The sequence below is a fragment of the Achromobacter sp. DH1f genome, from assembly GCF_000633435.1.
GTDB classification, from domain to species: Bacteria; Pseudomonadota; Gammaproteobacteria; order Burkholderiales; family Burkholderiaceae_B; genus Achromobacter; species Achromobacter deleyi.
In genome coordinates this window covers 115,158-136,309 of sequence record NZ_AYMF01000017.1, presented here as the reverse complement: position 1 = coordinate 136,309, position 21,152 = coordinate 115,158, and the positions used below count along the sequence as shown (strand labels likewise).

The following is a 21,152-nucleotide window of genomic DNA, read 5'->3' as shown; positions in this document are numbered from 1 at the left end:
GCAGGTAGGCACCGCCCAGGTAGGCACCGCCCAGGTCGGCACCGCCCAGGTCGGCACCGCTCAGGTCGGCACCGCCCAGGTTGGCAGCAGCCCCCGCGGCCTGCTCCAGCGCCACGCGGGCAATCAGCCCGCTCTCGGTGCCTTCGGGCACATCAGCCGTGAACAGCACGGCGCCAGTCCATCTGTTTTTGATCTCGTGCTTCAAGGCTCTCTCCCTGTCTTCTCACCGGGTGGTGAGGTGTTGGGAGAAATATAAGGCATGCCTAATAACAATTCAATAGGCATGCCTAATTTTATTTGTAACGAGCAAAGAAAAACCGCCTAGAGGCGGCTGGGTGGGATAGTAAAAAGCCACCCGGAGGTGGCTTTTTTGGCAGGCTATGCCGTATTTTCAGGGCGACAAAAATCTATCGGGCGTTGGCCGAATCCAAATTGGGCTAGGATTCGTCTCTTCATCGAAAGACACTCTGGCTTCACATCCTTGCCTTCTGCGGCGTCTTGCTCATCCTGGCAAAGTTGGGTAAGCCCTCGTAGGTGCGGAGGTTCATCACTTTCCACTACATGGAAGTCGTGCCGAAGCCGCTTCACTTCTTCTAACGTTCCTTCAGCCAGCACAGCTTGGGACAAAAGGGCGTTAAAGCGGTTGGCCAAACTTCCATGGTTGCTAGCCATGCCAGGGCAGTCCACTACGATGGTCGCGATGGTAAACACGCCACTGATGATAGCGGCAGCCAACGTAAACGCGTTGGCGTCGAACCCAATAGACGCAAGCGCAATCAACGATACTGCTTTTGATGACGCGTCCAACACACGAAAAAAACTCTCACGCTTGCGGTGATAGCTAATACTGAATTTTGCGTCGTACTGGATATCGTCGATTGTGTCGCTCATCCGCCTATCGTCCGTTAGAACCACCCCCAGATCCGCCGCCGCTGCCTCCACCATCACGGCGGGGTTGAACGCGCGAAACGGTGGTGTCGCTTCGTTCTATTCGTTCCTGTACCTTTCCTGGAATGTAGATCGGGCGGTGGTCTTGCCCCAGCCCGCTGTCGCGGGTTGGCACTGGGGGTTTGGTGTTACCGCCCGAGCCGGGTTTCGTTGCCATTATTGCCTCTCCTGTATGAAAACGCTATCGGCGTGTTCGGCGCCTGTTGTTGAACTTCCAATTCATGTATCGCACGTCATTGCGCAAGCATGGTTCCGCTTGTGTTTGCGCCTGACGGCATTCACGGCTCGCCTCGTCATCCCGAATCCTGGCGCTCATAGGGCGGCCGTCCTCGCAGTCCGCCGAGCGCTATCGCAACTGGGGCGGCTCCCTTCGATCAGGTCTGCGACGATTCCGCATGACTGTAGGTTCGGCGTCCAAGAAATCCGGCACACTGTAGGCGCTGAAGCTTCGCGCTGGATGAGGCATGGCTGGTGGTGGCGATTCCTGTTCATCCAGGAATGCTCTCCGAAATGCCATCGGGTTGGATATGCCTGTGATAGGCGCCCGGGGGGACCCAGCTCCCGCCAGCACGATTGATCCGAAATTAAAAATGCGGCCCAGGATGCCCTGGTCGACCTGCACACTCTCAATCTTCTTGAGACTGAGCTCTACTGTGCTTCGACTGATGAATCCCGTCTTGGATATCACTCTTCGATTAGTGATGGCCAGCTCCGTAGAGATGTACCGGATGTAGAGCAATAGAAAGACGAGTAGCCCGAGGCCGTACGCCGCGATCAAGATCGTGCCAACGATGATTGACGGGACCATGCACCATATGCTCAGTTGTCCCTGGTAGACAACATGCTCGTTGGGCATCAGGCTCTTCTGGACGTAGCTCATTGCTGTTGCCTTCTATGTAGTGGAACACAAAGAATCGTTTTTCTCATTCCGTCACATCTTGGTTAAAAGCTCTCCGCAACAGGGGACAAGCGATAGGTGCCGAGGATCAGGCGGCTTTTTCCTCACCGATGCTTTTGGCCGGCGGCGGCTCCCCGTATGCATCAACCTGGCGCGCGACCCATTCTTCGATGCCGGCCCGCTGCGCCTCAGACAGGGCGAAGTACCGGTGTTTGGATATTTTCGGGAAAGGCCAATCGGAATCAAGCCTCCGTTCTTTTGGCAAAACCCCGTCAGCCAGCCATGCCTCGCTCACGTTCAAGAGTTGGGCGACGGTAACTAGATTTGCGCCCTTGATGTTTTTGGTTTTCCCGTTCAGCCAGTCTGCGACAGAGGGAGGTTTGATGCCTGCCGCGCGCGCGACTTGGACCTGCTTTATGCCGGCCGCGTCCATTGCCTCTCTGAGGCGTTCCGCAAGAGTACTCATTCGGCAATCCTAATGGGAAGTGAGTTAGGCATGCCTGTGTTTTGAGTTAGGTGAAACTTGACTGTAAGTAAGGTATGCCTAATAATTGGTGCATGGATACCAAACACCCCGACTCCGACATCATCGACCGCCTGGGCGGTACGGCGGCCGTCGCCCGCCTGTGCAAGGTCAAAGACCCGTCCGTTTCGGACTGGCGAAAAGGCGGCATCCCGTCCGCGCGGCGCATGTTCTTGGAAACCATCCGGCCTGACGCGTTCACGCCGCCTGAGCCCACCTCCGCCCAGCAGGAGGCGGCGTAGATGGATGCCTTTCTTGCCGGCATCGGCGCCGCCGTGGTGGGCGCCGTCATCGGATTCTCGGCCGCGAACGCTGCCATTACGTGGGTCGAGCGCTGGCTCGCCCGCCGGGAGGCGGAATGATGTCGGATTCGTCATTGGGGCCACGTGAAGCTGACCTTGCAGCTGGGGCATTCGAGGTAGCGCATGCCGCCCAACAAGCTTCGACGCTGCAGGACGACCTTGTCCTTTCCGGGCCCGTCGAAGCACTTCTGACAGACGTAGTGATCCGGCTCCGTGAGTCCTGGGTCGCCGGTCCCGCTAAGTGCTGGGGGGGGATTCACCCGATAAGCGAATTGGCCGTCACTGATGGCGACAAGCGTGTAGCGGCCGCGCTCTGCGAGGGCTTCTTTCAGTTCTCGCAATTCCTGTGCGGTTTGGAATTTCTCTTGCTGCAGCGTGTTCAAGGTACTGCTGAGTTCGAACAGACGTTGCTGGGCGTCGAAAAGCTTTTCGTTCATGGCCACAACTACTTTTTTCGCCTCGGCCGCATTGCTGAGGCCGAGCGCATTCTTGCCCAGATCGATGGCTCCATTGATGGAGCTGACAGCAGCAGCGATGACAGAAAAGTCCATTCGGGTTCCCCCAACGTAGAAAAGGGCTGTGTGAGAACTCCCGATTCTACGTTGCGTGGGAACCACGGCGGGGAGGGAGCATGACCTCATCAATGCACCGTCGCGCCGATGCGGTCGTCGGTGGCCCAGGCCATGCGGTCGCGCTCGATGCGCAGCTCTTCAAAGATGGCCAGCACCGCGGCTTCGCTCGGGTCCACGAAGGTCCGGCGGGCGATGTTCTGGGCGTTCTGCAGCAGCTTTTCGGTCTCGGTCATTTCCCTTTTTCTCTTTCTCGTCATGGATGTATCAGATGAGTACCCAGCCAGTTTCCCCTGAGCAGCTTGAAAGCACACGCAAGACCGCTGCACGCCTTCACGGCGAGATCTTGCGGCGGCTTGCAGAGTTCACCCAGGACCGTGCAGCCGATTTCATGGGCACGTCCGCCAGTACCGTGAGCCGCGCCAAGCAGGATTTGGAGCAGGTGTGCCAGCTGATGGCGGCGATCGGGATGCAGGTGGCGCCGCTGGACGCCGTGGTGGTCGACCGCGAGGACCTGCAGGCGTTCAAGCGCATGGCCTACAAGTACCTGCAGTCGGACCTGGAAGGCGAAGGGAGAGCCTGACATGCGCCAGCGCCTGCACAACCCCCGCACGTTCCTGCTGGTCGGCGTCAGCCAACAGGCCGCCGCGCAGACGTTCCTGGCCAACTTGCCGCTGGATGCCGACGAGCCACTGGAAGTGGTGGTGCGCGAGCGCGTCAGGCCGCGCAAGATGAGCCAAAACGCCCTGATGTGGGTCGGGCCCCTGGCCGACATCGCGGAACAGGCCTGGGTGCATGGCAAGCGCTTCACGGCCGAAGCCTGGCACGAGCATTTCAAGCGCGAGTTCCTGCCCGAAGAGTTCGACCCCGAACTGTGCCTGGATGGCTACGTGAAGTGGCAGATCACCCCGCGCGGTGACCGCGCGCTGGTGGGCAGCACCGCCATGCTGACGGTCAAGGGCATGGCCCAGTACCTGACCCAGGTGGAAGCCGCTGGCGCCGAGCTGGGCGTGGAATTCCGCACACGAGAGGCCCGCTGATGCTGCGCCGCTCGCCCCTGACCCGCAAGACCCCGCTCAAGGCCACCACCGGCCTGCAGCGCACCTCATTCAAGCGCCACGCGCCCAAGAAGCGCACGGGCCACGAACCGAAGTACCTGGCCGCATGCCGCGGCGAACCTTGCTACCTCCAGATCCCGGGCTTGTGCCGCGGCGCGTGCGAGCGCGACACCGTGGTGCCGTGTCACGCGAACTGGAGCGACTACGGCAAGGGCATGGGCATCAAAGCCACCGACATCTACACCGTTCCCGGCTGTGCGCGCTGTCACGCCAGCCTTGACCAGGGCATGACCCTGACCAAGGCCGAAAAGAAGGCCACCTGGGAATGGGCCTACACACGTTGGGATGAGGCGCGCACAAAAAAGCTGGGCCTGCAGCTCGGGGAGGCCCTGTGAATCAATCCCGCAGTTTGGTGTTGTCCCACTTCTTGTTCACAGAAATCGTCAAGCGCGACGCTTCCATGTGGCCGTCGAACATGAGGTCGTCCCCAGCTTCAAACGTCAGGCCGCTGATCTTGACCTTCACGCCACTGCCGAGCAGTTTTGCCAAGCCATCGCCCAGCGCTTTTTCGATTGAACTGATGGGGTGGTCCTTGAGGACGTTGTCAGACATTCGAGACTCCTTAGTTGGGTGGACGGTTAGTTTCGCACAGCGTGGCGGTATGGAAGGGCGCTTATGAGCTACGAGGTCATGAAGGCCTGCCGGCCCCTGCAGATGCCTTCCTCGCCGAAGGCGGTGTTGATGGCGCTGGCCGACTATGCCGATGAGGCCGGCTCGGCCTGGCCGTCGATCCCGACGCTGTGCGAGTACACGTGCCTGTCCGAGCGCACCGTTCACGCCGCCATCAAGTGGCTGGAACAGGCCAAGGTGGTGGTGGCCGACCGTGCCAATGGGCGCCATACAACCTACGTTGTAGATGCGAATTCCTTCCAACAACCCCTGCAGCAGCTGCACCCCCGCAGCAGCTGCACCCCCGCAAATGCCGCAGTAACCACCGCAGCTACTGCGGGGGTACCCCCGCAAATCCCGCAGTCACCCCCGCAGCAGCTGCGGTCTAACAACCAAGAACAACCAAGGGAACAACCAGGAACAACCAATAAGCGCGTGCGCAAGCCGAAGGACTCGGGCTTCGACGCGATGACGGTCGACCTGCCGGACTGGCTGCCAACGGAAAGCTGGGAACGCTGGGTTCGCCACCGCGTGCAGCTGAAAAAGCCGATCACCGAGGAAGCCGCGCGCCAGCAGATCGAGGACCTGGGCACCTTCCGCGGCCAGGGCCACAAGCCGGACGACGTCATCCGGCACTGCATCGGCAAGAGCTGGCAGGGCCTGTTCCCACCGAAGCAAGCCTTCGGGCAACGCGCGGCGCCCGCCGTGAGCGAGGCAGATCGCCGTAAGCAGGAATTCCTGCGCCTGGCTGGGCAGGGTGGCCAGGACAACTTCACCTTCGACATGGAGCAGGCCTGATGCACAACCGCGACGTCTCCGCCTTCGCCGAGCTGCTGGCCGGCGTCTTCGATGCATACAACCGGCTGCCACCGCAGCCGACCACACAGATGCTCTGGCTGCGCATGCTCGAGCCCTACGAGTTCCCAGCGGTGAGCGCGGCGTTCTCGCAGTACGTGGCCAACGAGGCCAAGTTCCCCCCGACGCCGGCGCAGATCCTGGCTCTGCTTGGGCACGGCACAGGCGACAGCCGGCCCACCGCTGACGAAGCATGGGCCACCGCGCTGTTGTCGCGCGACGAGGCGGAAACGGTGGTCTGGACGCTGGAGACGGCCCAGGCTTTCTCCACCTGCCGCACAGTGCTGGACCTGGGTGACGAGGTGGGCGCGCGCATGGCGTTCAAGGGCACCTACGACCGGCTGGTGGCGCGGGCCCGGCATGAGCGCCAGCCGGTGGCGTGGCAAGCATCCCTTGGTTGGGACCCCGACCGCCGCGAGCGCGCGCTGACCGCCGCCGGCACGGCTGGGCTGCTGGCGGCGCCGCACGTCGCCGCGCTGCTGCCGCCGCCTGATCCTTCGGGTGGCCTGGGCGATGACGCAGTCGCCGCCGAGAACATCGCGCGCCTGCGCGCGCTGGTGGCCGGCGCGCTGTCCCCGTCCGAGAAGCGCCGCCGCGAAGCTGAAGCGACTAGCCAGGCCGAGCGCGACCGCTTGGACGCCCTGAAAGCGCAGACCGCCGCGAAAGTCGCCCAGCACCAGCAAGGGGCCCGTGCATGAGCGCCTACGCCGAAGCCAGCGCCGCCGTGGGCGGCAATGAAGGCGGGGGCTATGGCATCTGCGCTGCCTTCGGCTGCTGCCTGCCGGGCACGATGAGCGCCAGCACCCAGGGCGCCAAGGACTGGCACTGCCGCCTGCACTTCGGCGCACCTCGCTCGGAATTCGACGACATCAGCGCCCGTGCCCAGAACCGCAAGGCCCTTTTCACCGCCGCCTACTGGCTGGTCAACCGCCCCAAGGGCGACACCGTCAGCCGCAAGGTGCTGGACCGCATCGAAGCCCTGGGCCGCGCAGACATCCTGGCCAGCGCCGCCAAAGCCGAAAGGCTCACCGCCTACCACCTGGGCGCCCACATGCTCCGCGTCCTGGGCGACGAATGCCGCCAGCCTCAGGCGCACATGGGCACCCCCAAACCCGCCGGCCAGGGATCGACCTGGTTGGATCACAACCAACCCGAGGAAGCCGACGCATGACCGCTTCACACAACCTCACCGAAGCCTACGACCCGATGGCCGGCACGCTGGCGAAGCGCGCCGAAGTTCTGGCCATTGCCTGCGGCGGATACGCCGTAACCGATTCGGACAGCTTCGCGCGCGCGGTGGCGCTGACCCTGCCGTACCCGATCAGCGCGAACCGCTACTGGGCCAGCCGGACGGTCACGCCGCGGGGAAAGCCGGCGTTCACCAGCACCTACGTCACGCCCGAGGCCAAGGCCTACAAGGCGCAGGTGCAGAAGCTGGCGCTGGTGGCCGGCGTGCGCAAGCCGATCGCCGGCCGGGTGCGGGTCGAGTTCACCCTGTACCCGAACCGCCCGCAGGACTGGCAGAAGCGCATGCGCAAGGATGGCGCGGCCTGGGACGACACCGTGCAGTGCCTGGACCTCGACAACGCCCAGAAGGTCGTGCTGGACAGCCTGAAGGACGTGGTGTTCCAGGATGACGCCTGGGTGCGGGAGATCAGCGCCCGCCGGGCCGAGCCGGATGAGTTTGGCGCGCGGCTGGTGGCTGTGGTCACGCCGCTGGCCGTCGAGCAGCCGCAGACCGACCTCTTTGGCGCCGTGGCGCAGGAGCGTGCAGCATGATTCCGCCAAAATCACTTGGGTGTACCAGCATCGGTGGCAACGCTACCGTCAGCGGGCGATTCCGGCGGAAGATATGCATCAAATTTCTCGGCGCGCGCAGAACTTGCTTCTTCAACGAGTGCGTCACTGGCCGCCCTTACTGGCGCCAAATACTTGGCGAGGAGTTTGATGGTATCCGCCCAGCTATTGGGATTGATCGCGAACATCCTTACGTGATTAGCGATCATTCCCAAATTTGCTGCCATTGCTGGGCTGTAGGTGAACACCTTCTGAAAATCGATCGAATCAACAGTGGCTTTGATTTCGATGTATTTGTTCCGCAGTCCAACGCTGTCGCCAGCGCTACTCTTAGTTTTCCTAGCGATCTCCGAAAGCTGGAAGTTGATTATCCCTACAAGGCCAGGAAGCGTCGCTACGTACAACTCTGCAGCCTGTTGCTCACGCGCTTCCAATCGAAGGTTATTTGCCGATGCGACACGAAGGGCAACTACAGCAGCAGCGAACGTTGCGACTGCTGTCACCCATCCTATCGTGATCGAACTTGTCAGAATATTGCCCAAGCCCGCGCAATAAGCTCCGATGAAGAAAAGCACAAGAAAAAGGATGAGGGTGCCGGCAATGAGCGGACTCCACTTGAGATACAAAGCCGCAGCGTCCCGGCCGAACTGACGCAATTTTTCCATGTTGGCATCCTCTTCATCGAATTGAGCGAGGGCAATGTAACCGAAGCAATGGGAGGTCGGCCATGACCTGGGGCCGCCAAACCGAGCGCGGCGACCCGCTCAAGGTGCTGGAGCGTCGCCAAGAACCGCCGCCAGCCCGCACGTGCGCGGGCTGCACAGAAATCCGCCTGATCACCAGTCCCTTCGGCGGCCGGCGCGTCCTGCGCTGTGCCCTGGGCGAAGAGATCGGCCAACGTTGTTCGAAGTACGAGGAGCATACCGCGCCATGACCATTCCCAAACTGCTGCTGGACCGCCTGCCGCTCGATTTCCACGAGCGCCTGGAGAACTGGGGGGAGGTGATGCGCAGCCGCGGCGGCTACGGCGTGTCGCCCACCTACGAGATCTGCCGCATGTTGGCCAAGAAGGCCGGCAAGCTGGCCGAAGCGGAGGAACCGCAGGAGGAGCTGGACGAGGCCGACGCTGCGTTCATCGAGGCGGCGTGGCGCAATGCCGTCTACCGGATGTTGCACCAACACCGCGAGCTGCTGCGGGCCCACTACGTCCAGCGCGCCTACTGGAAGGCCACGTGCCGTGCCCAGGGCATCAGGTTGCGCGAGTACGACGACATCCTGGTTCGCGCCGTGGGCAACTTCGAAGATTTTGTTGCGCAGTACGCAAGCCAGGTGCATAATCGGCGCCAAGACAACCTGACTACCGTCTAACGACGTGACCCGATGCCCATGGCGGGCGTCGTGCGTCCGCAAGAAACTAGCCCCGAGCGAAAGCCGGGGCTTTCTTCATGGAGCTTTGGATGCTTTTGGCTGTGTTTCTCAATGTGGTCAGCTGCATCAGCGCAGGGTTAGCTGCTTGGTTTTGGAGGAAGGCCGCCACGGCTTCGGTCAGTCCGGAACAGGCCGAAGCAGCGGAACGCTTCGAGGTCACGTTAAGCCGAGATCCCAATGCTGGCGATTGGGCCAGCGCGTCTGTGTTGCCCAAGGACGACAAAGGGAAGTTCTATTCGCTCGCGGAGACGCTTGCCTTGCAAGGTCGCTGGAATACCCGTGCAGCACTTTCCGCTTGCGTTGCCGCAGTCGGCCAGGCGCTCGTCTATCTTCACGGTTTGATCACGGCGTTGTCGGCCACGTAAGTCCTCCTTGTCAAGAATCCGCTTTGAGCCGCCTTCTGGCGGCTTTTTTGTTTCCAGAGAGCAGGGGCCAGAGAGAACCGTCCGCCGGGCCGCATGGGCACCGGCTGGCAGACGTCACGCTCCGGCCTCTGCTCTGTGGGAACAGCCGCCGCAATCGACCAGACAGCAGTGAGCCGCCGCGGCCGCTGCGCGCGGGGATGACCCCGTACCGCTGGCTCCGACCGGCGCCGCCCGTGAAGCCCCTATCGGTCCAACCAGCGCACATGCAGGTGCGCTAAGGGGTGGGCCCCACAACCGATAAACGATTTAAGCTTGGCCCGAGCCTGCCGTGCCTTGAGCGATTTCGAGGCGAAACGCGAACCAATGAGCAACGAGTAGAAACGCTGCCGTCAAGCTAAGAGTCGTTACCAGCATCCAGACCGGGGATATCGAAAAGTAATCCTTGGCTGCTTGAATGGCGGCTACGGCACAGCCCGATCCAAGCCCAAGAGCGACCGCCAGATCGATCGAAAGAAGTCGTTGTCGATGTTTGGAACGACGGGGAGCTGCCTTCTTAGGCAGCTCCCCCAATGCATCGTCAATGGAAGCTGCCAGATCATCATGACCTGCGAGCCCGTTTAAACGCGATCTCAACCGCCTGAGAATGATCGTGGAACTCGCGTTGTATCTCGCTGGCATGAGTGACAGCTCATAGACCGCAGATATTTGCAGATCAATAAACGGTCCCCCGGCTATGTCGTCGACCAGAAGTTGACGGATCAATTTGTGGTAGTGCGCAGTCTGCGATTCCTCGAGTTCGCGCCGACGTACGTCCAGATACTGCTTTGCGGTGAAGGCGAAGATGATGACTGCAATGATCGGAGAGATGTAATCAGGCAAGGGAACTCCATCCGGTTATTAGGTTTCGGAATGTATCATTATATTGGGGACGTTAGATGGGACGACCTTCGAAGCTGACGGACGCCCAGTGGGAGACGATTGGCAAGCGTTTGCTCGCCGGTGAATCCACGTCGGTGCTGGCGCGCGAATTTGGCGTTAGCAAAGGCGCAGTATCAAGTCGGTTTTCAAAACGCACGGAAACGATTAAATCCGTTGCTAATCAACTGGTTGCGGCTGACCGAGCGATGGCGAATCTGAACGTTTCTGAACAGATAGCCGCCCGTTCACTTGCCGATGACCTGAAGGCGATATCCGAACACCTTGCCGGTGCCGCGCGCTACAGCAGTGCCACGGCGCACCGCCTGGCACTGATAGCGCACACCGAGTCCGAAAAGATCGACGACGCCGCCCCGACCAATACTGAGAGCGTCGAGGCGCTGAAGGGTGTGGCGCTTCTGACCAAGATGGCCAATGCGTCCAGCGAGATCGGCATCAACCTGCTGCGGGCCAACAAGGAACAAATCGATGGGATGAGCCGCAGCGACGACGAAGCGCCGGCGGGCCTGGAACACTTCTATGGGGATTCAGTCGCCTAAACCAACGCTCAACCCAGCACTGCGTGAGTTCTGGACGCGCCCCGCGCGCAACCGCGTGCTGCACGGCGGGCGCGCTTCAACAAAGTCCTGGGATGCGGCGGGTTTCGCGACGTTCCTCGCCGGCCAGTACAAGCTGCGCATCCTGTGCGTGCGGCAGTTCCAGAACAAGATCGAAGAGTCGGTCTACACGCTGCTGAAGACCCAGATAGAGCGGTTTGGGCTGCGTTCGAAATTCAGGGTCTTGGACAACAAGATTCACCATCGCAAGACCAAGACGGAATTCCTGTTCTACGGCCTGTGGCGGTCCATCGACGAAATCAAGTCGCTGGAAGGCATCGACATCCTCTGGATTGAGGAAGCCCACAACCTGACCGCTGAGCAGTGGGAAATCCTGGAGCCGACGATCCGTAAGGCTGGGTCGCAGATCTGGATCATTTTCAATCCGAAGCTGGCCACTGACTTCGCATATAAGCGTTTCGTGCTGAATCCGCCGCCCAATACGGTGGTGCGCCAAATCAACTATGACGAGAACCCGTTTCTCTCGCAGACGATGCGCGACATCATCGAGGCGGCGAAGGAAGAGGACTACGACGAGTTCGCCCACATCTATCTGGGCGTGCCGCGCGACAGCGACGATGGCGTCATCATCCGCCGGGCGTGGATCATGGCCGCGATCGACGCCGACAAGAAGCTTGGCTTTGAGGCCGCCGGCGACAAGCGGATCGGCTTCGACGTGGCCGACGACGGCGACGATAAATGCGCCAACGTCTTCGCGCATGGGTCGGTGGTCTCGTGGGCCGACGAGTGGAAGGCCGCAGAGGACGAACTATTGAAGAGCTGCACGCGCACCTACTCGGCGGCGCGCGAGCGCGGCGCGGGCATCACGTACGACTCCATCGGCGTCGGTGCTGGTTGCGGCGCCAAGTTCGGCGAGGTCAACGAGGCGCGGCGCCAGGAAAGCGACAACCATCCGGTGCTGTACGAAAAGTTCAACGCTGGTGGCGCGGTGTTCGAGCCGGACGAGGAATACATGCCCGGCACGACCAACAAGGACATGTTTTCGAACATCAAGGCTCAGGCCTGGTGGCAGGTGGCCGACCGGTTCCGCAACACGTACAACGCCGTGCACCGTGGAGAGAAGTTCGACGTCGATCAGATGATCAGCATTTCGAGTGATTGCCCCCACCTGGAAAAACTGATCGATGAGCTCTCAACGCCCAAGCGCGACTACGACCAAAACGGTCGAGTGAAGGTGGAAAGCAAGAAAGACCTGGCAAAGTCGACTCGCAAAGGTGGGCCGGTCAAGTCTCCCAACATAGCGGACGCGCTCATCATGTGTTTTGCGCCCCGCGATCGCAGCCTGGAAGTCTGGGCGCGACTTGCTGCATAAGGAAAACCATGGGCCGTCGCTCATTCGGAAAGGTCGCGGCGCGTAAAGACGCCCCGGCCACTGTCACCGCGCCGGCCCGCGATTCCTTCGCCAACATCGAAGCGCGCGTCGGCATCCAGACGAACAATCAGGCGTCCCAAGGGCGCTACACGTTCGACCTGGTCAGCCGCAACCGCATCCAGATGGAGGCGGCCTATCGCTCGTCCTGGATCTGCGGGATGGCTGTTGACGCCGTCGCCGAAGACATGACCCGCGCCGGCATCGAGCTGGCAAGCGACATTGACCCCGACGACGTCGAGCGTATCCAGTCGACCATCGAGCAGTACCAGGTCTGGGACGCGCTGTGCGATACCGTCAAGTGGTCGCGGTTGTACGGCGGCGCCATCGCGGTGCTTTTGATCGATGGTCAGGACGTGAACACCCCGCTCAAGCTGGACACCATCAGCAAGGGACAGTTCAAGGGCCTGCTACCGCTCGACCGCTGGCTGGTGCAGCCGTCGCTGACCCATCTGGTCCGCGAATACGGGCCGGATCTGGGCAAGCCGGAATACTACGACGTGCTGATCGCCGCGCCCGCCCTGGCAGGAAAGCGCGTGCACTACAGCCGCGTGATCCGCCTGGAAGGCCTGAAGCTGCCGTACTGGCAGCGCATCGCGGAGAACCTTTGGGGCCAGTCGGTGCTGGAGCGTCTGTGGGACCGCCTGCTGGCGTTCGACAGCACCACCGAGGGCGCCGCACAGCTGGTCTACAAGGCCCACCTGCGCACCTACAAGGTCAAGAAGCTGCGCGAAATCCTGTCCATGGGCGGCCCGGCCGAGGCTGGCTTGATGAAGCAGATCGACTTCATTCGTCGCTTTCAGTCCAACGAGGGGATGACCCTCATGGACGCTGAGGACGAATTCGAGGCGCACCAGTATTCGTTCGCCGGTTTGGACGACGTCCTGTTGCAGTTCGGCCAGCAGATCTCTGGGGCGCTGCAAATACCGCTGGTCCGCCTTTTTGGGCAGTCCCCCGCGGGCCTGAACGCCTCGGGTGATTCAGACCTGCGCACCTATTACGACAACGTGGCAAACGGCCAGGACAAGCAGCTGCGCGCGGGCATGAGCGTACTGCTGGAGGTGATCCATCGGTCGTCGCTTGGCCGGCCGCCTGACGACAAGTTTGGTTTCGAGTTCCGATCCTGCTGGCAGCTGACCGACACCGAGAAGGCGGCGGTCGCCAAAGACGTCGAATCCGCCGTGGGGGATGCCTACGACAAAGGCATTATCGGCCGCAAGACGGCGCTGTCTGAGCTGCGCAAGTCGGGGCACAAGACAGGCGTCTTCACCATGATCACCGAGGAAGAAATTGATGCCGCAGACGACGAGCCGCCCGAGCCTGGCGAAGTCGACATACCTGGGCTCGATATCGGCCAGAACGGGGGACAAGCATCAGGGGCGCAAGCAGCCGCGCCGGCGTGACCCGGTCAATGCCCGGCGCGCGGAGGTCCAGTTTTCGGCACAACTGAAGAAGGTCGCCCGCAACATTGGGGCGATCATCGACGGCTTCCCGGCTGGTGACCCCGCCGCAGTGCCGCCCATCACCGCGATTCTGGAGTCCTACTCCCGGGCCTTGGATGAATGGGCGCGCGGCGCGTCGCTGCGCATGTTGACAGAGGTAAACCGGCGCGACCGTGACGCTTTCCTGGAGCGCAGCAAGGACGTATCGCAGGCGTTGCGCGCTGAGATCCGCGGCGCTGACACCGGCCGCGTCATGCAGTCCCTGCTGGCTGAACAGGTCGAACTGATCAAGTCCCTGCCGCTGGAGGCTGCTGAGCGCGTCCACAAGCTGACCATAGAAGGGTTACAGGACAGCACGCGCGCCGCCGAGATTGCCGAGGAAATCGGCCGATCCGGCGAGGTTGCCGAAAGCCGAGCCATGCTGATCGCCCGGACCGAAGTGGCCAGGACGGCGGCGAAGCTAACCGAGGCGCGCGCACTTTCAATCGGCAGTACGCATTACATCTGGCGGACGGTCGGTGACACCGACGTCCGATCCGGCCACCGGCACATGAACGGCAAGATTTTCGCCTGGAACGATCCGCCGATGGTGAACGAAGGCACGGACAAGCGGCCCGTCTGGATGCGGCACCACCCGGGCGAAATCTGGAACTGCCGCTGCTATGCCGAACCTATCTTGGCAAAGGAATGAGCATGCACACCACTGACCGAATGGCCAGCGGCTTCTACACGGTCGAGCGCCTGGGCGCGCGGCAGTCCGTCACGAATGACGGCTTCCTGCTGTGCGAGGGCGTGCCCATCGCGCGCATCGGCGAGCTGCTATATGCCGACGGTGAAGTTCCCGTCGAGCCAGGCCGGGACGGGATCATCCGCATCGAACGCACGCCCGATGAGGTATTCCGGCCGGAGACCCTGGCCAGCTTCGAAGGCAAGCCGGTCACGATGGATCACCCGGCCGAGTTCGTGACGCCGGACACCTGGCGCCAGTTGGCGGTCGGCATCACCCAGAACGTGCGCCGCGGCGAAGGGCTGGACGCGGACTATGTCCTTGCCGACATGCTGATCACTGATCGGATGGCCATCGACGCGGTTCGGTTCGATCCCAAGGAACCAGGAAAGAAGCCGCTGCGCGAGGTCTCGTGTGGCTATGACGCGGACTACGAACAGGTTGAACCCGGGCGCGGGGTACAGCGCAACATCATTGGCAACCATGTGGCGCTGGTAGAGCGTGGCCGCTGCGGCCCGCGTTGCGCAATCGGAGATAAGGAAATCGATATGAGCAAGAAAAAGATTACCTGGGACCGCATCCGCGCGGCCTTCAAGTCCAAGGACGAGGCCGCGCTGGAAGAGGCGCTGGGGGAGGCTGAGACCGCGGACGATGAGTCCGAGGAAGAGCGTAAGGCCCGCGAAGAAAAGGAGTCTTCCTCGAAGACCGGCGACAGTGCCACCCTGGCCGCGATCCAGAAAACGCTGGACTCAATGAGCAAGCGGTTCACGGACATGGAATCCGAGATCAAGGAAATCAAGGAAAAGCAGGACGACGACGGCAAGACCGGTGACACGGTGCTGGAAGCCGAAGAAGCCGAGCACAACGCCGCGGCCAAGGGCGAAACCTACACCGGCGACATGGCCACGGTTCGCTCCGGCGCCGAGATCCTGGCACCCGGCATCAAGCTGCCCACGTTCGACAGCAAGAAGGTCAAGACGGCCGACGCGGTGTGCGCATGCCAGCGCAAGGCCCTGGAGACGGCCTATGCGACCGACGAGGGCCGCGCCGCTATCGATCCATTCCTGGCCGGCCGCGCTCCCGAGTTCGGCACGATGGACGCGTCGTCGGTATCCACGATCTTCAACGGCGCGGCGGCACTGCGCCGCCACCAAAACAACACGTCCGGCGTGCGCAGCGGCATCAGCACGCGGGATTTCGGCCGGCCCTCCACGGTCAGCAGTATCAACGAGCAGAACCGCAAGTTCTGGGACGCCCGGACGGGCAACTAATAAGGAACCACCATCATGGTCGCATTTGTCTATCGCATGCCGTCCGGCATTCCGGGCGATGTCAGCCGTAAGGAAAACTCGGTCGTCGAGACCCAGATCCTGAACGCCTCCCTGCCGTTCTCGGCCTATGGCCTGGTCGGCAAGATGGCCGCGGGCAAGTTCGTGCCCTTCGCTGGAGGCGAGGCTGCCACCGACGCGTACGGCGTCTTGGTCCGCCCGTTCCCGACCAATTCGGGCACCGACGGCCTGGGAGTGGCGACGCCGCCCACGTCGGGCCCTGGTGACGTCCTGCGTCGCGGCTATATCACCGTGAAGCTGAACGGCGGCGCCACCGTGGCGGCCGGCAGCCAGGCGTACATCCGTGTCGCAGCAGCAGCCTCCGGCAAGCCTCTGGGCGGCTGGGAAGGCGCGGCGGACAGTACCAACACCGTCGCGATCAACGCCATCTTCCTGTCGGCCGCTGATGCGGACGGCAACGTCGAAATCTCCTTCCGCAACTGACCCCCATCACGGGAACGGGCCACCTACGGGTGGCCTTTTTTTCGCCCCTACGGAGCAAACATGAACCTGAGCAAAACCGAAATGGCGGCCGTGATGGATGCGACCCGCCGCCTGAAGCGTGCCCGCACCACGGACGGCATGATCACCTTTGACCGCCAGACGATCGATTCGGCCGGCGCCTTCCTGATTGGCGAACTGGAACGCCTCGACCAGACCCTGCACGCGCCGCTGGCGGCCGTGACCTGGTCCCGAGACATCGACCTGCGCGAAGATGTGTCGATCGCTGACGAAACCTCGTCGTTCACCAATTCCAGCTTTGCCGCCGCTGGCGGTCCTTCGCCCACCGGCAAGAGCTGGATCGGCAAGGACGCCAATTCGATCCAAGGCCTGGCCCTGGACATCGGCAAGACGGCCGGCCCGCTGACCCTGTGGGGCATGGAGCTGGGCTGGACCATCCCGGAGCTGGAATCGGCGCAGAAGCTGGGGCGGCCCGTCGACCAGCAGAAGTACGCCGGCATGCAGCTGAAGCACAACATGGACATCGATGAGCAGGTCTACATCGGTGATGCCACGCTGGGCTTGTACGGTCTGCTCAACAGCCCGAAGGTGCCGGTTTCCAACGCGCAGACCGGCAACTGGGCCACCTCCACGCCGCAGCAGAAGCTGGACGACGTGAACGAGCTGCTGAACAGCGCCTGGGCGGCGTCTGGTTACTCGGTCTGCCCCAGCGAATTGCGGCTGCCGCCCGTCCAATTTTCGCAGCTGGTCAGCACTCTGATTTCCAACGCCGGCAACATTTCGGTGCTGGAATTCCTGCGGCAAAACAGCCTGTGCAACAGCCTGAACGGCCGTCCGCTGAACATCCAGCCGATCAAGTGGCTGTACCACCGCGGCGCCGCCAATGCTGACCGGATGATGGCCTACACGAAGGACACGCAGCGCGTGCGCTTCCCGCTGGTGCCGCTGCAGCGTACTCCGTTGGAGTACCGCAGCATCTACCAGATGACGACCTACTTTGGTCGGCTCGGTGCCGTGGAGTTCGTGTACCCGGAAACCCTGGCCTATCGCGACGGCATCTAAGGAGAACGGCATGCCGAAGATCTACGTCAACCGCGAATTCACGCTGCAGCTGGGCGGTGAAAGGCGGCATTTCACGGTCGGCAACCACTCCGTGGACGCCGAAACCGCGAAGCACTGGTATGTCCAGGCCCACATCGGCGACGAGCCGGCGATGGATCCGGACACCAGCGCCGCGGCGGAAGCGCTGCTGGCCGACCTGCAGGACAAGGAAAAAGCCCTGGTGTCGCGCGCCGGCTCCCTGGACGCGCGTGAGACGGTCATTGCCGACCGCGAGCAGGCCGTCCAGGCGCGCGAAGCCGACTTGGCGACGCGCGAACAGGCTCTTGCCGACCGCGAGCAGGCCGCGCAGAATGCCCAATCCACCCCCAAGGATGACGCCAAAGCCTCGGGCAAGAGCACCAGCAAGTAAGGACCAACCATGGACGTAGCAAAGTTCCGCCAGGACTTCCCTGAATTCGCCGACACGACCGTCTATACGGATGGTCAGGTGTCGTTCTTCGGCGCCCTGGCGGAATCCTTGCTGCCCGAATGCCGGTGGGGAAACCTGTGGCCCTATGGCGTCGCCTTGTTCACCGCTCACCAGCTCGCGCTGGCCGCGCGCAGTCAGAAGACCGCCACGGCCGGCGGCGCGCCGGGGGCTGTGACGGGGCCGATGACGGCCAAATCGGTCGACAAGGTCAGCGCCAGCTATGACGCCGGCGTGGTGACGCTTGATGACGGCGGATTCTGGAATGCCACGACCTACGGCACTCAGCTGCTGTTCTATGCCCGCATGGTCGGCGCGGGTGGTGTCCAACTATGAGCATGACCGTGACGACCGACAAACTGGCGCAGGTGCTGGCCTCCATGGCGCAGTTGGTGAAGAAGGACGTGCTGGTGGGGATCCCCGACAGCGCGCCCGAGCGTGAGGAAGATACGCCGCTGTCCAACGCCCAGATTGGATACATCCTGGACAATGGGAGCCCGGTGGCGAACATCCCTCCTCGGCCCTTTTTGGTGCCTGGCGTCGAGAACGCCCAGGATGAGATCGTCGAGGACTTCCGCGGCGGGGCAAAGGCTGCGCTGGAGGGAAGCCCCGCCGGCGTCGAACGCGCTCTGGTCCGCGCCGGGTTGCGGGCGCAGAACTCGGTGCGTGCAAAGATCCAAGACGGCCCGTTCGAAGCCCTGGCGCCCCGCACGCTTGCCGACCGCAAGAAGCGGGGCCGAACCGGTGAGAAGCCGCTGCTCGATACAGGGCAGCTCCGCAACTCGGTCGTTTATGTTGTCCGCAAGAAATAGGTTCAACGATGCCTTTCCTCGATGTATCCGACGTGCTGCTAGACCCGGACTTCTTCGACTCGCTCGTCTGCACGCGCAACGTTCAGACGGTCGGGGACGACGGCCTCGCGGTGAATGTGGGCACGGACACGCCGTTCATCGGGGTGGTGACCGGCGATTCCGGCGATATCATGACCAGGATGGCGACGGGCTCGCGCGTGAAGGGTTCGATTCTGGTGGTGACGAAGTTCCGCTTGCTTGAGGGCGCGCCAGGCATCGATGCGGACATTGTGACGTGGGATGGCTCGCGGTACACCGTGACAACTGTCAACAACTACTCGCGGTATGGCGCCGGCTTCGTGGAGGCCTACTGCGACCTGATGCCGCTTCAAGGGGCTGGCAATGGCTAATTCCTCGGCAACTGGCGGATATCTCGCACCGGCGGTGGTATCGCCTCCCCTGACAGACCTGGACCTTGATCTGGTCTTCCAGGCATACGTCAAAGGGATCACGGGACTGCCGGGCGCCCTGGTAAGACCGCGCTGGCAGCCAACCGTACCGAAGGATCCGGAGATCGGCGTGGACTGGTGCGCGGTGGGCGTAACGCCGCGCACGCGCTCGCAGGACTATCCGGCCATCCAGCATGACCCGTCCGGGGACGGCCACGACCGGCTGACACGGCATCAGGAGCTGGAAGTCCTGGTGACGTTCTACGGGCCCAACGCCATGCGCTATGCGGACCTGCTGCGGGACGGTTCGTATATGCCCCAGAACGGCGAGCAGATCAGCGTGCAAGGCATTTCGTTCGTCGAGGCGGGGGATGCCATTGCAGCGCCAGAGCTGGTCAATCAGCGTTGGCTGAAGCGTTATGACCTGCCCATGCGCTTCCGCCGTGTGATCCGCCGCGATTACTCAGTGCTGAACCTGCTGGGCGCCGAGGCAACCATCCAATCGGACACGGGGCCTGGCGCGGAAGTCGTCGTACCGTAACTGTTCGAACAGAACCATTTCGAGCCCGCCACCGAGCGGGCTTTTTCTTTTCCGGAGTCATCCATGAGCCAAGGGCTTTCCATCAGCCGTATCGTCAAGGTCGACATCGTCATGTCGCCGCTCGCCGCCGGCACCCGTGATTTCGGCGCGCTGCTGCTTGTTGGCTCGTCGCCGGTGATTGACGTAAACGAACGCATCCGCGAATACTCCGGCATCGACGACGTGGCCAACGATTTCGGCACCACGGCGCCTGAATATCGTGCCGCAGTACTTTTCTTTTCGCAGTCGCCCCAGCCGAACCAGCTCTTTATCGGGCGGTGGGCACAGACGGCTGCCGCCGGCCTACTGCGCGGCGCGATCTTGTCGCCCGGTGACCAGGCGATGTCGAACTTCACGAGCATCACCACGGGCTCGATGAAGATCTCGATTGACGGAGCCGAAAAGACGGTTACTGCTGTCGATCTGTCGGCCGAGACGAACCTGAATGGCGTCGCCGCCAAGGTGACGGCAAAGCTGACGGGTGCCACGATGGTATGGGACGGCGTTAATAGCCGTTTCGTGGTGACCAGCGCCACGACGGGCGCGACGTCGACTGTGGGTTATGCGACGGCCAATACCTCGGGGGCTGACATCTCCGCGCTGCTGGGCCTGACGCAACCCCAGTCGGCTGTGCCGGTCCCGGGCATTGCCTCGGAAACCTATCTGGACGCAGTGCAGAAGCTGGCCGACAAGTCCAACGACTGGTACGGGCTGCAGGCGGCCGCCACCGGTATCACCGATGACGCCCATCTGAGCGTCGCAGCCTATATCGAAGCGGCGTCGCCCACCCGTATTCATGGCGTTACGACCCAGTCGACCGCAGTGCTGGATCCGACCATCACCACCGACATTGCCAGTCGGCTGAAGGCGGCCAAGTACAAGCGCTCGTTCTGCCAGTATTCGTCGTCCAGCCCGTATGCCTCGGCATCGATGTATGGCCGCGCCTTCACGGTCAACTTCCTGGGCAACCGGACCACGATCACCCTGAAGTTCAAGCAGGAGCCGGGCGTGACGGCGGAAACGCTGACCACGACGCAGGTGAACGCCCTGGAGGGCAAGAACTGCAACGTGTTCGTGAACTACGACAACGACACCGCCATCATCGAGCAAGGCGTGATGGCCAACGGGTACTTCTTCGACGAGGTGCACGGTACGGACTGGTTCCAGAACTACCTGCAAACGGCCCTGTACAACCGGCTGTACACCAGCACGACCAAGATTCCGCAGACCGACGCCGGCGTCAACGACCTGCTGACGGCCGCTGCCGCCGCCGCCGACCAGACGGTCGCCAACGGTCTGGTGGCGCCTGGCGTGTGGAATGCGGACGGCTTCGGGAATCTGAGCCGCGGCGACACGTTGTCGAGCGGCTACTACCTGTATGCGCCGCCCGTGGCCACCCAGTCCCAGGCTGATCGCGAGGCACGCAAGGCGCCGGTGATCCAGGGCGCATTCAAGCTGGCGGGCGCAATCCACAGCGTCGACGTCATCGCCAATTTCAACCGGTAATCGGA

General features: G+C 62.4%; 33 protein-coding genes. 24 read left to right on the top strand and 9 right to left on the bottom strand.

What is annotated here, in order from left to right; all coding sequences use genetic code 11:
* From U858_RS36150 to U858_RS0115770, 4 genes are all read right to left on the bottom strand, one after another.
* Nucleotides 1-115, bottom strand: a 115-nt coding sequence (locus U858_RS36150; protein ID WP_232786550.1) for a pentapeptide repeat-containing protein, incomplete at its 3' end; no start/stop codon positions are given.
* Nucleotides 116-378: 263 nt separating this feature from the next.
* On the bottom strand, nt 379-891 hold the full coding sequence (locus U858_RS0115780) for a hypothetical protein (protein WP_157838812.1): 513 nt from the start codon (nt 889-891) through the stop codon (nt 379-381).
* Nucleotides 892-1,294: 403 nt separating this feature from the next.
* Nucleotides 1,295-1,756, bottom strand: a complete 462-nt coding sequence (locus U858_RS0115775; RefSeq protein ID WP_232786549.1) for a PH domain-containing protein — start codon at nt 1,754-1,756, stop codon at nt 1,295-1,297.
* A gap of 178 nt (nt 1,757-1,934) precedes the next feature.
* Entirely contained in the window at nt 1,935-2,312 is a 378-nt protein-coding gene (locus tag U858_RS0115770) for a helix-turn-helix transcriptional regulator (RefSeq protein ID WP_025138111.1), read from the bottom strand.
* A gap of 92 nt (nt 2,313-2,404) precedes the next feature.
* On the opposite strand from U858_RS0115770, the gene U858_RS0115765 reads away from it, so the two are divergent.
* The gene (locus tag U858_RS0115765; RefSeq protein ID WP_025138110.1) at nt 2,405-2,611 is read left to right on the top strand and encodes a hypothetical protein; all 207 of its coding nucleotides are present in this window, start codon (nt 2,405-2,407) and stop codon (nt 2,609-2,611) included.
* A gap of 131 nt (nt 2,612-2,742) precedes the next feature.
* Here U858_RS0115765 and U858_RS0115755 read toward each other — a convergent pair whose 3' ends face one another.
* Both U858_RS0115755 and U858_RS35940 read right to left on the bottom strand, forming a co-directional pair.
* Nucleotides 2,743-3,222, bottom strand: a complete 480-nt coding sequence (locus U858_RS0115755) for a hypothetical protein (protein WP_025138109.1) — start codon at nt 3,220-3,222, stop codon at nt 2,743-2,745.
* Between the two features lie 89 nt (nt 3,223-3,311).
* Nucleotides 3,312-3,476, bottom strand: a complete 165-nt coding sequence (locus U858_RS35940; RefSeq protein WP_198529730.1) for a hypothetical protein — start codon at nt 3,474-3,476, stop codon at nt 3,312-3,314.
* A gap of 35 nt (nt 3,477-3,511) precedes the next feature.
* On the opposite strand from U858_RS35940, the gene U858_RS34280 reads away from it, so the two are divergent.
* From U858_RS34280 to U858_RS0115735, 3 genes are read left to right on the top strand one after another with little or no spacing between them, the layout of a single operon-like run.
* On the top strand, nt 3,512-3,823 hold the full coding sequence (locus U858_RS34280; protein WP_025138108.1) for a CII family transcriptional regulator: 312 nt from the start codon (nt 3,512-3,514) through the stop codon (nt 3,821-3,823).
* Nucleotide 3,824: 1 nt separating this feature from the next.
* Nucleotides 3,825-4,280 carry a recombination protein NinB gene (locus U858_RS0115740; RefSeq protein WP_025138107.1) on the top strand — a complete coding sequence of 152 codons (456 nt, stop codon included), beginning with the start codon at nt 3,825-3,827 and terminating at the stop codon, nt 4,278-4,280.
* Entirely contained in the window at nt 4,280-4,693 is a 414-nt protein-coding gene (locus tag U858_RS0115735; RefSeq protein ID WP_025138106.1) for a nuclease domain-containing protein, read from the top strand. Before U858_RS0115740 ends, U858_RS0115735 begins: the two co-directional genes overlap by 1 nt.
* A 1-nt stretch (nt 4,694) precedes the next feature.
* On the opposite strand, the gene U858_RS35935 is transcribed toward U858_RS0115735, so the two are convergent.
* The gene (locus U858_RS35935) at nt 4,695-4,910 is read right to left on the bottom strand and encodes a hypothetical protein (protein ID WP_025138105.1); all 216 of its coding nucleotides are present in this window, start codon (nt 4,908-4,910) and stop codon (nt 4,695-4,697) included.
* A 63-nt stretch (nt 4,911-4,973) separates the two neighbouring features.
* On the opposite strand from U858_RS35935, the gene U858_RS0115725 reads away from it, so the two are divergent.
* From U858_RS0115725 to U858_RS0115710, 4 genes are read left to right on the top strand one after another with little or no spacing between them, the layout of a single operon-like run.
* Entirely contained in the window at nt 4,974-5,765 is a 792-nt protein-coding gene (locus U858_RS0115725) for a helix-turn-helix domain-containing protein (protein ID WP_025138104.1), read from the top strand.
* The gene (locus U858_RS0115720; protein WP_025138103.1) at nt 5,765-6,520 is read left to right on the top strand and encodes a replicative helicase loader/inhibitor; all 756 of its coding nucleotides are present in this window, start codon (nt 5,765-5,767) and stop codon (nt 6,518-6,520) included. Before U858_RS0115725 ends, U858_RS0115720 begins: the two co-directional genes overlap by 1 nt.
* Nucleotides 6,517-6,993 (top strand): hypothetical protein, encoded by a 477-nt coding sequence (locus U858_RS0115715; protein ID WP_025138102.1) that lies wholly within the window; start codon nt 6,517-6,519, stop codon nt 6,991-6,993. Before U858_RS0115720 ends, U858_RS0115715 begins: the two co-directional genes overlap by 4 nt.
* Nucleotides 6,990-7,601 (top strand): RusA family crossover junction endodeoxyribonuclease, encoded by a 612-nt coding sequence (locus U858_RS0115710; protein WP_232786546.1) that lies wholly within the window; start codon nt 6,990-6,992, stop codon nt 7,599-7,601. Before U858_RS0115715 ends, U858_RS0115710 begins: the two co-directional genes overlap by 4 nt.
* A gap of 11 nt (nt 7,602-7,612) precedes the next feature.
* Here U858_RS0115710 and U858_RS0115705 read toward each other — a convergent pair whose 3' ends face one another.
* Nucleotides 7,613-8,284 carry a hypothetical protein gene (locus U858_RS0115705; RefSeq protein ID WP_025138100.1) on the bottom strand — a complete coding sequence of 224 codons (672 nt, stop codon included), beginning with the start codon at nt 8,282-8,284 and terminating at the stop codon, nt 7,613-7,615.
* A gap of 62 nt (nt 8,285-8,346) precedes the next feature.
* Here U858_RS0115705 and U858_RS0115700 point away from each other — a divergent pair, with 62 nt between their 5' ends.
* The 3 genes from U858_RS0115700 (at nt 8,347) to U858_RS0115690 (ending at nt 9,412) form a co-directional block, all read left to right on the top strand.
* Nucleotides 8,347-8,553, top strand: a complete 207-nt coding sequence (locus U858_RS0115700) for a hypothetical protein (protein ID WP_025138099.1) — start codon at nt 8,347-8,349, stop codon at nt 8,551-8,553.
* Nucleotides 8,550-8,987 carry a hypothetical protein gene (locus U858_RS0115695; RefSeq protein ID WP_025138098.1) on the top strand — a complete coding sequence of 146 codons (438 nt, stop codon included), beginning with the start codon at nt 8,550-8,552 and terminating at the stop codon, nt 8,985-8,987. The genes U858_RS0115700 and U858_RS0115695 overlap by 4 nt, the downstream gene beginning before the upstream one ends.
* Before the next feature lie 89 nt (nt 8,988-9,076).
* Nucleotides 9,077-9,412, top strand: a complete 336-nt coding sequence (locus U858_RS0115690) for a hypothetical protein (RefSeq protein ID WP_025138097.1) — start codon at nt 9,077-9,079, stop codon at nt 9,410-9,412.
* Between the two features lie 306 nt (nt 9,413-9,718).
* On the opposite strand, the gene U858_RS0115685 is transcribed toward U858_RS0115690, so the two are convergent.
* The gene (locus U858_RS0115685; RefSeq protein ID WP_025138096.1) at nt 9,719-10,291 is read right to left on the bottom strand and encodes a hypothetical protein; all 573 of its coding nucleotides are present in this window, start codon (nt 10,289-10,291) and stop codon (nt 9,719-9,721) included.
* Between the two features lie 56 nt (nt 10,292-10,347).
* Here U858_RS0115685 and U858_RS0115680 point away from each other — a divergent pair, with 56 nt between their 5' ends.
* From U858_RS0115680 to U858_RS0115620, 13 genes are all read left to right on the top strand, one after another.
* Entirely contained in the window at nt 10,348-10,887 is a 540-nt protein-coding gene (locus U858_RS0115680) for a helix-turn-helix domain-containing protein (RefSeq protein ID WP_025138095.1), read from the top strand.
* Nucleotides 10,868-12,277 (top strand): PBSX family phage terminase large subunit, encoded by a 1,410-nt coding sequence (locus U858_RS0115675; RefSeq protein ID WP_029953936.1) that lies wholly within the window; start codon nt 10,868-10,870, stop codon nt 12,275-12,277. Before U858_RS0115680 ends, U858_RS0115675 begins: the two co-directional genes overlap by 20 nt.
* 8 nt (nt 12,278-12,285) lie before the next feature.
* Complete coding sequence (locus tag U858_RS0115670; protein ID WP_025138093.1) at nt 12,286-13,737, top strand: DUF1073 domain-containing protein; 1,452 nt, start codon at nt 12,286-12,288, stop codon at nt 13,735-13,737.
* A complete protein-coding gene (locus tag U858_RS0115665) occupies nt 13,628-14,467 on the top strand; it encodes a phage minor head protein (protein ID WP_025138092.1) in 840 nt (279 codons plus the stop codon). The genes U858_RS0115670 and U858_RS0115665 overlap by 110 nt, the downstream gene beginning before the upstream one ends.
* A 2-nt stretch (nt 14,468-14,469) precedes the next feature.
* Nucleotides 14,470-15,774 carry a DUF2213 domain-containing protein gene (locus tag U858_RS0115660; RefSeq protein ID WP_029953932.1) on the top strand — a complete coding sequence of 435 codons (1,305 nt, stop codon included), beginning with the start codon at nt 14,470-14,472 and terminating at the stop codon, nt 15,772-15,774.
* A gap of 15 nt (nt 15,775-15,789) precedes the next feature.
* Complete coding sequence (locus U858_RS0115655) at nt 15,790-16,275, top strand: hypothetical protein (RefSeq protein WP_025138090.1); 486 nt, start codon at nt 15,790-15,792, stop codon at nt 16,273-16,275.
* Between the two features lie 60 nt (nt 16,276-16,335).
* Complete coding sequence (locus U858_RS0115650) at nt 16,336-17,355, top strand: DUF2184 domain-containing protein (RefSeq protein ID WP_042885037.1); 1,020 nt, start codon at nt 16,336-16,338, stop codon at nt 17,353-17,355.
* A 10-nt stretch (nt 17,356-17,365) separates the two neighbouring features.
* The gene (locus tag U858_RS34275) at nt 17,366-17,764 is read left to right on the top strand and encodes a hypothetical protein (RefSeq protein ID WP_025138088.1); all 399 of its coding nucleotides are present in this window, start codon (nt 17,366-17,368) and stop codon (nt 17,762-17,764) included.
* 9 nt (nt 17,765-17,773) lie between these two features.
* On the top strand, nt 17,774-18,157 hold the full coding sequence (locus tag U858_RS0115640; RefSeq protein ID WP_025138087.1) for a DUF4054 domain-containing protein: 384 nt from the start codon (nt 17,774-17,776) through the stop codon (nt 18,155-18,157).
* Nucleotides 18,154-18,633 carry a hypothetical protein gene (locus U858_RS0115635; protein WP_025138086.1) on the top strand — a complete coding sequence of 160 codons (480 nt, stop codon included), beginning with the start codon at nt 18,154-18,156 and terminating at the stop codon, nt 18,631-18,633. The genes U858_RS0115640 and U858_RS0115635 overlap by 4 nt, the downstream gene beginning before the upstream one ends.
* An 8-nt stretch (nt 18,634-18,641) precedes the next feature.
* Complete coding sequence (locus tag U858_RS0115630; protein WP_025138085.1) at nt 18,642-19,022, top strand: hypothetical protein; 381 nt, start codon at nt 18,642-18,644, stop codon at nt 19,020-19,022.
* Entirely contained in the window at nt 19,015-19,602 is a 588-nt protein-coding gene (locus U858_RS0115625) for a hypothetical protein (protein WP_025138084.1), read from the top strand. The genes U858_RS0115630 and U858_RS0115625 overlap by 8 nt, the downstream gene beginning before the upstream one ends.
* Nucleotides 19,603-19,665: 63 nt before the next feature.
* A complete protein-coding gene (locus U858_RS0115620; RefSeq protein WP_025138083.1) occupies nt 19,666-21,147 on the top strand; it encodes a DUF3383 domain-containing protein in 1,482 nt (493 codons plus the stop codon).
* The last annotated feature ends 5 nt before the right edge of the window (nt 21,148-21,152 follow it).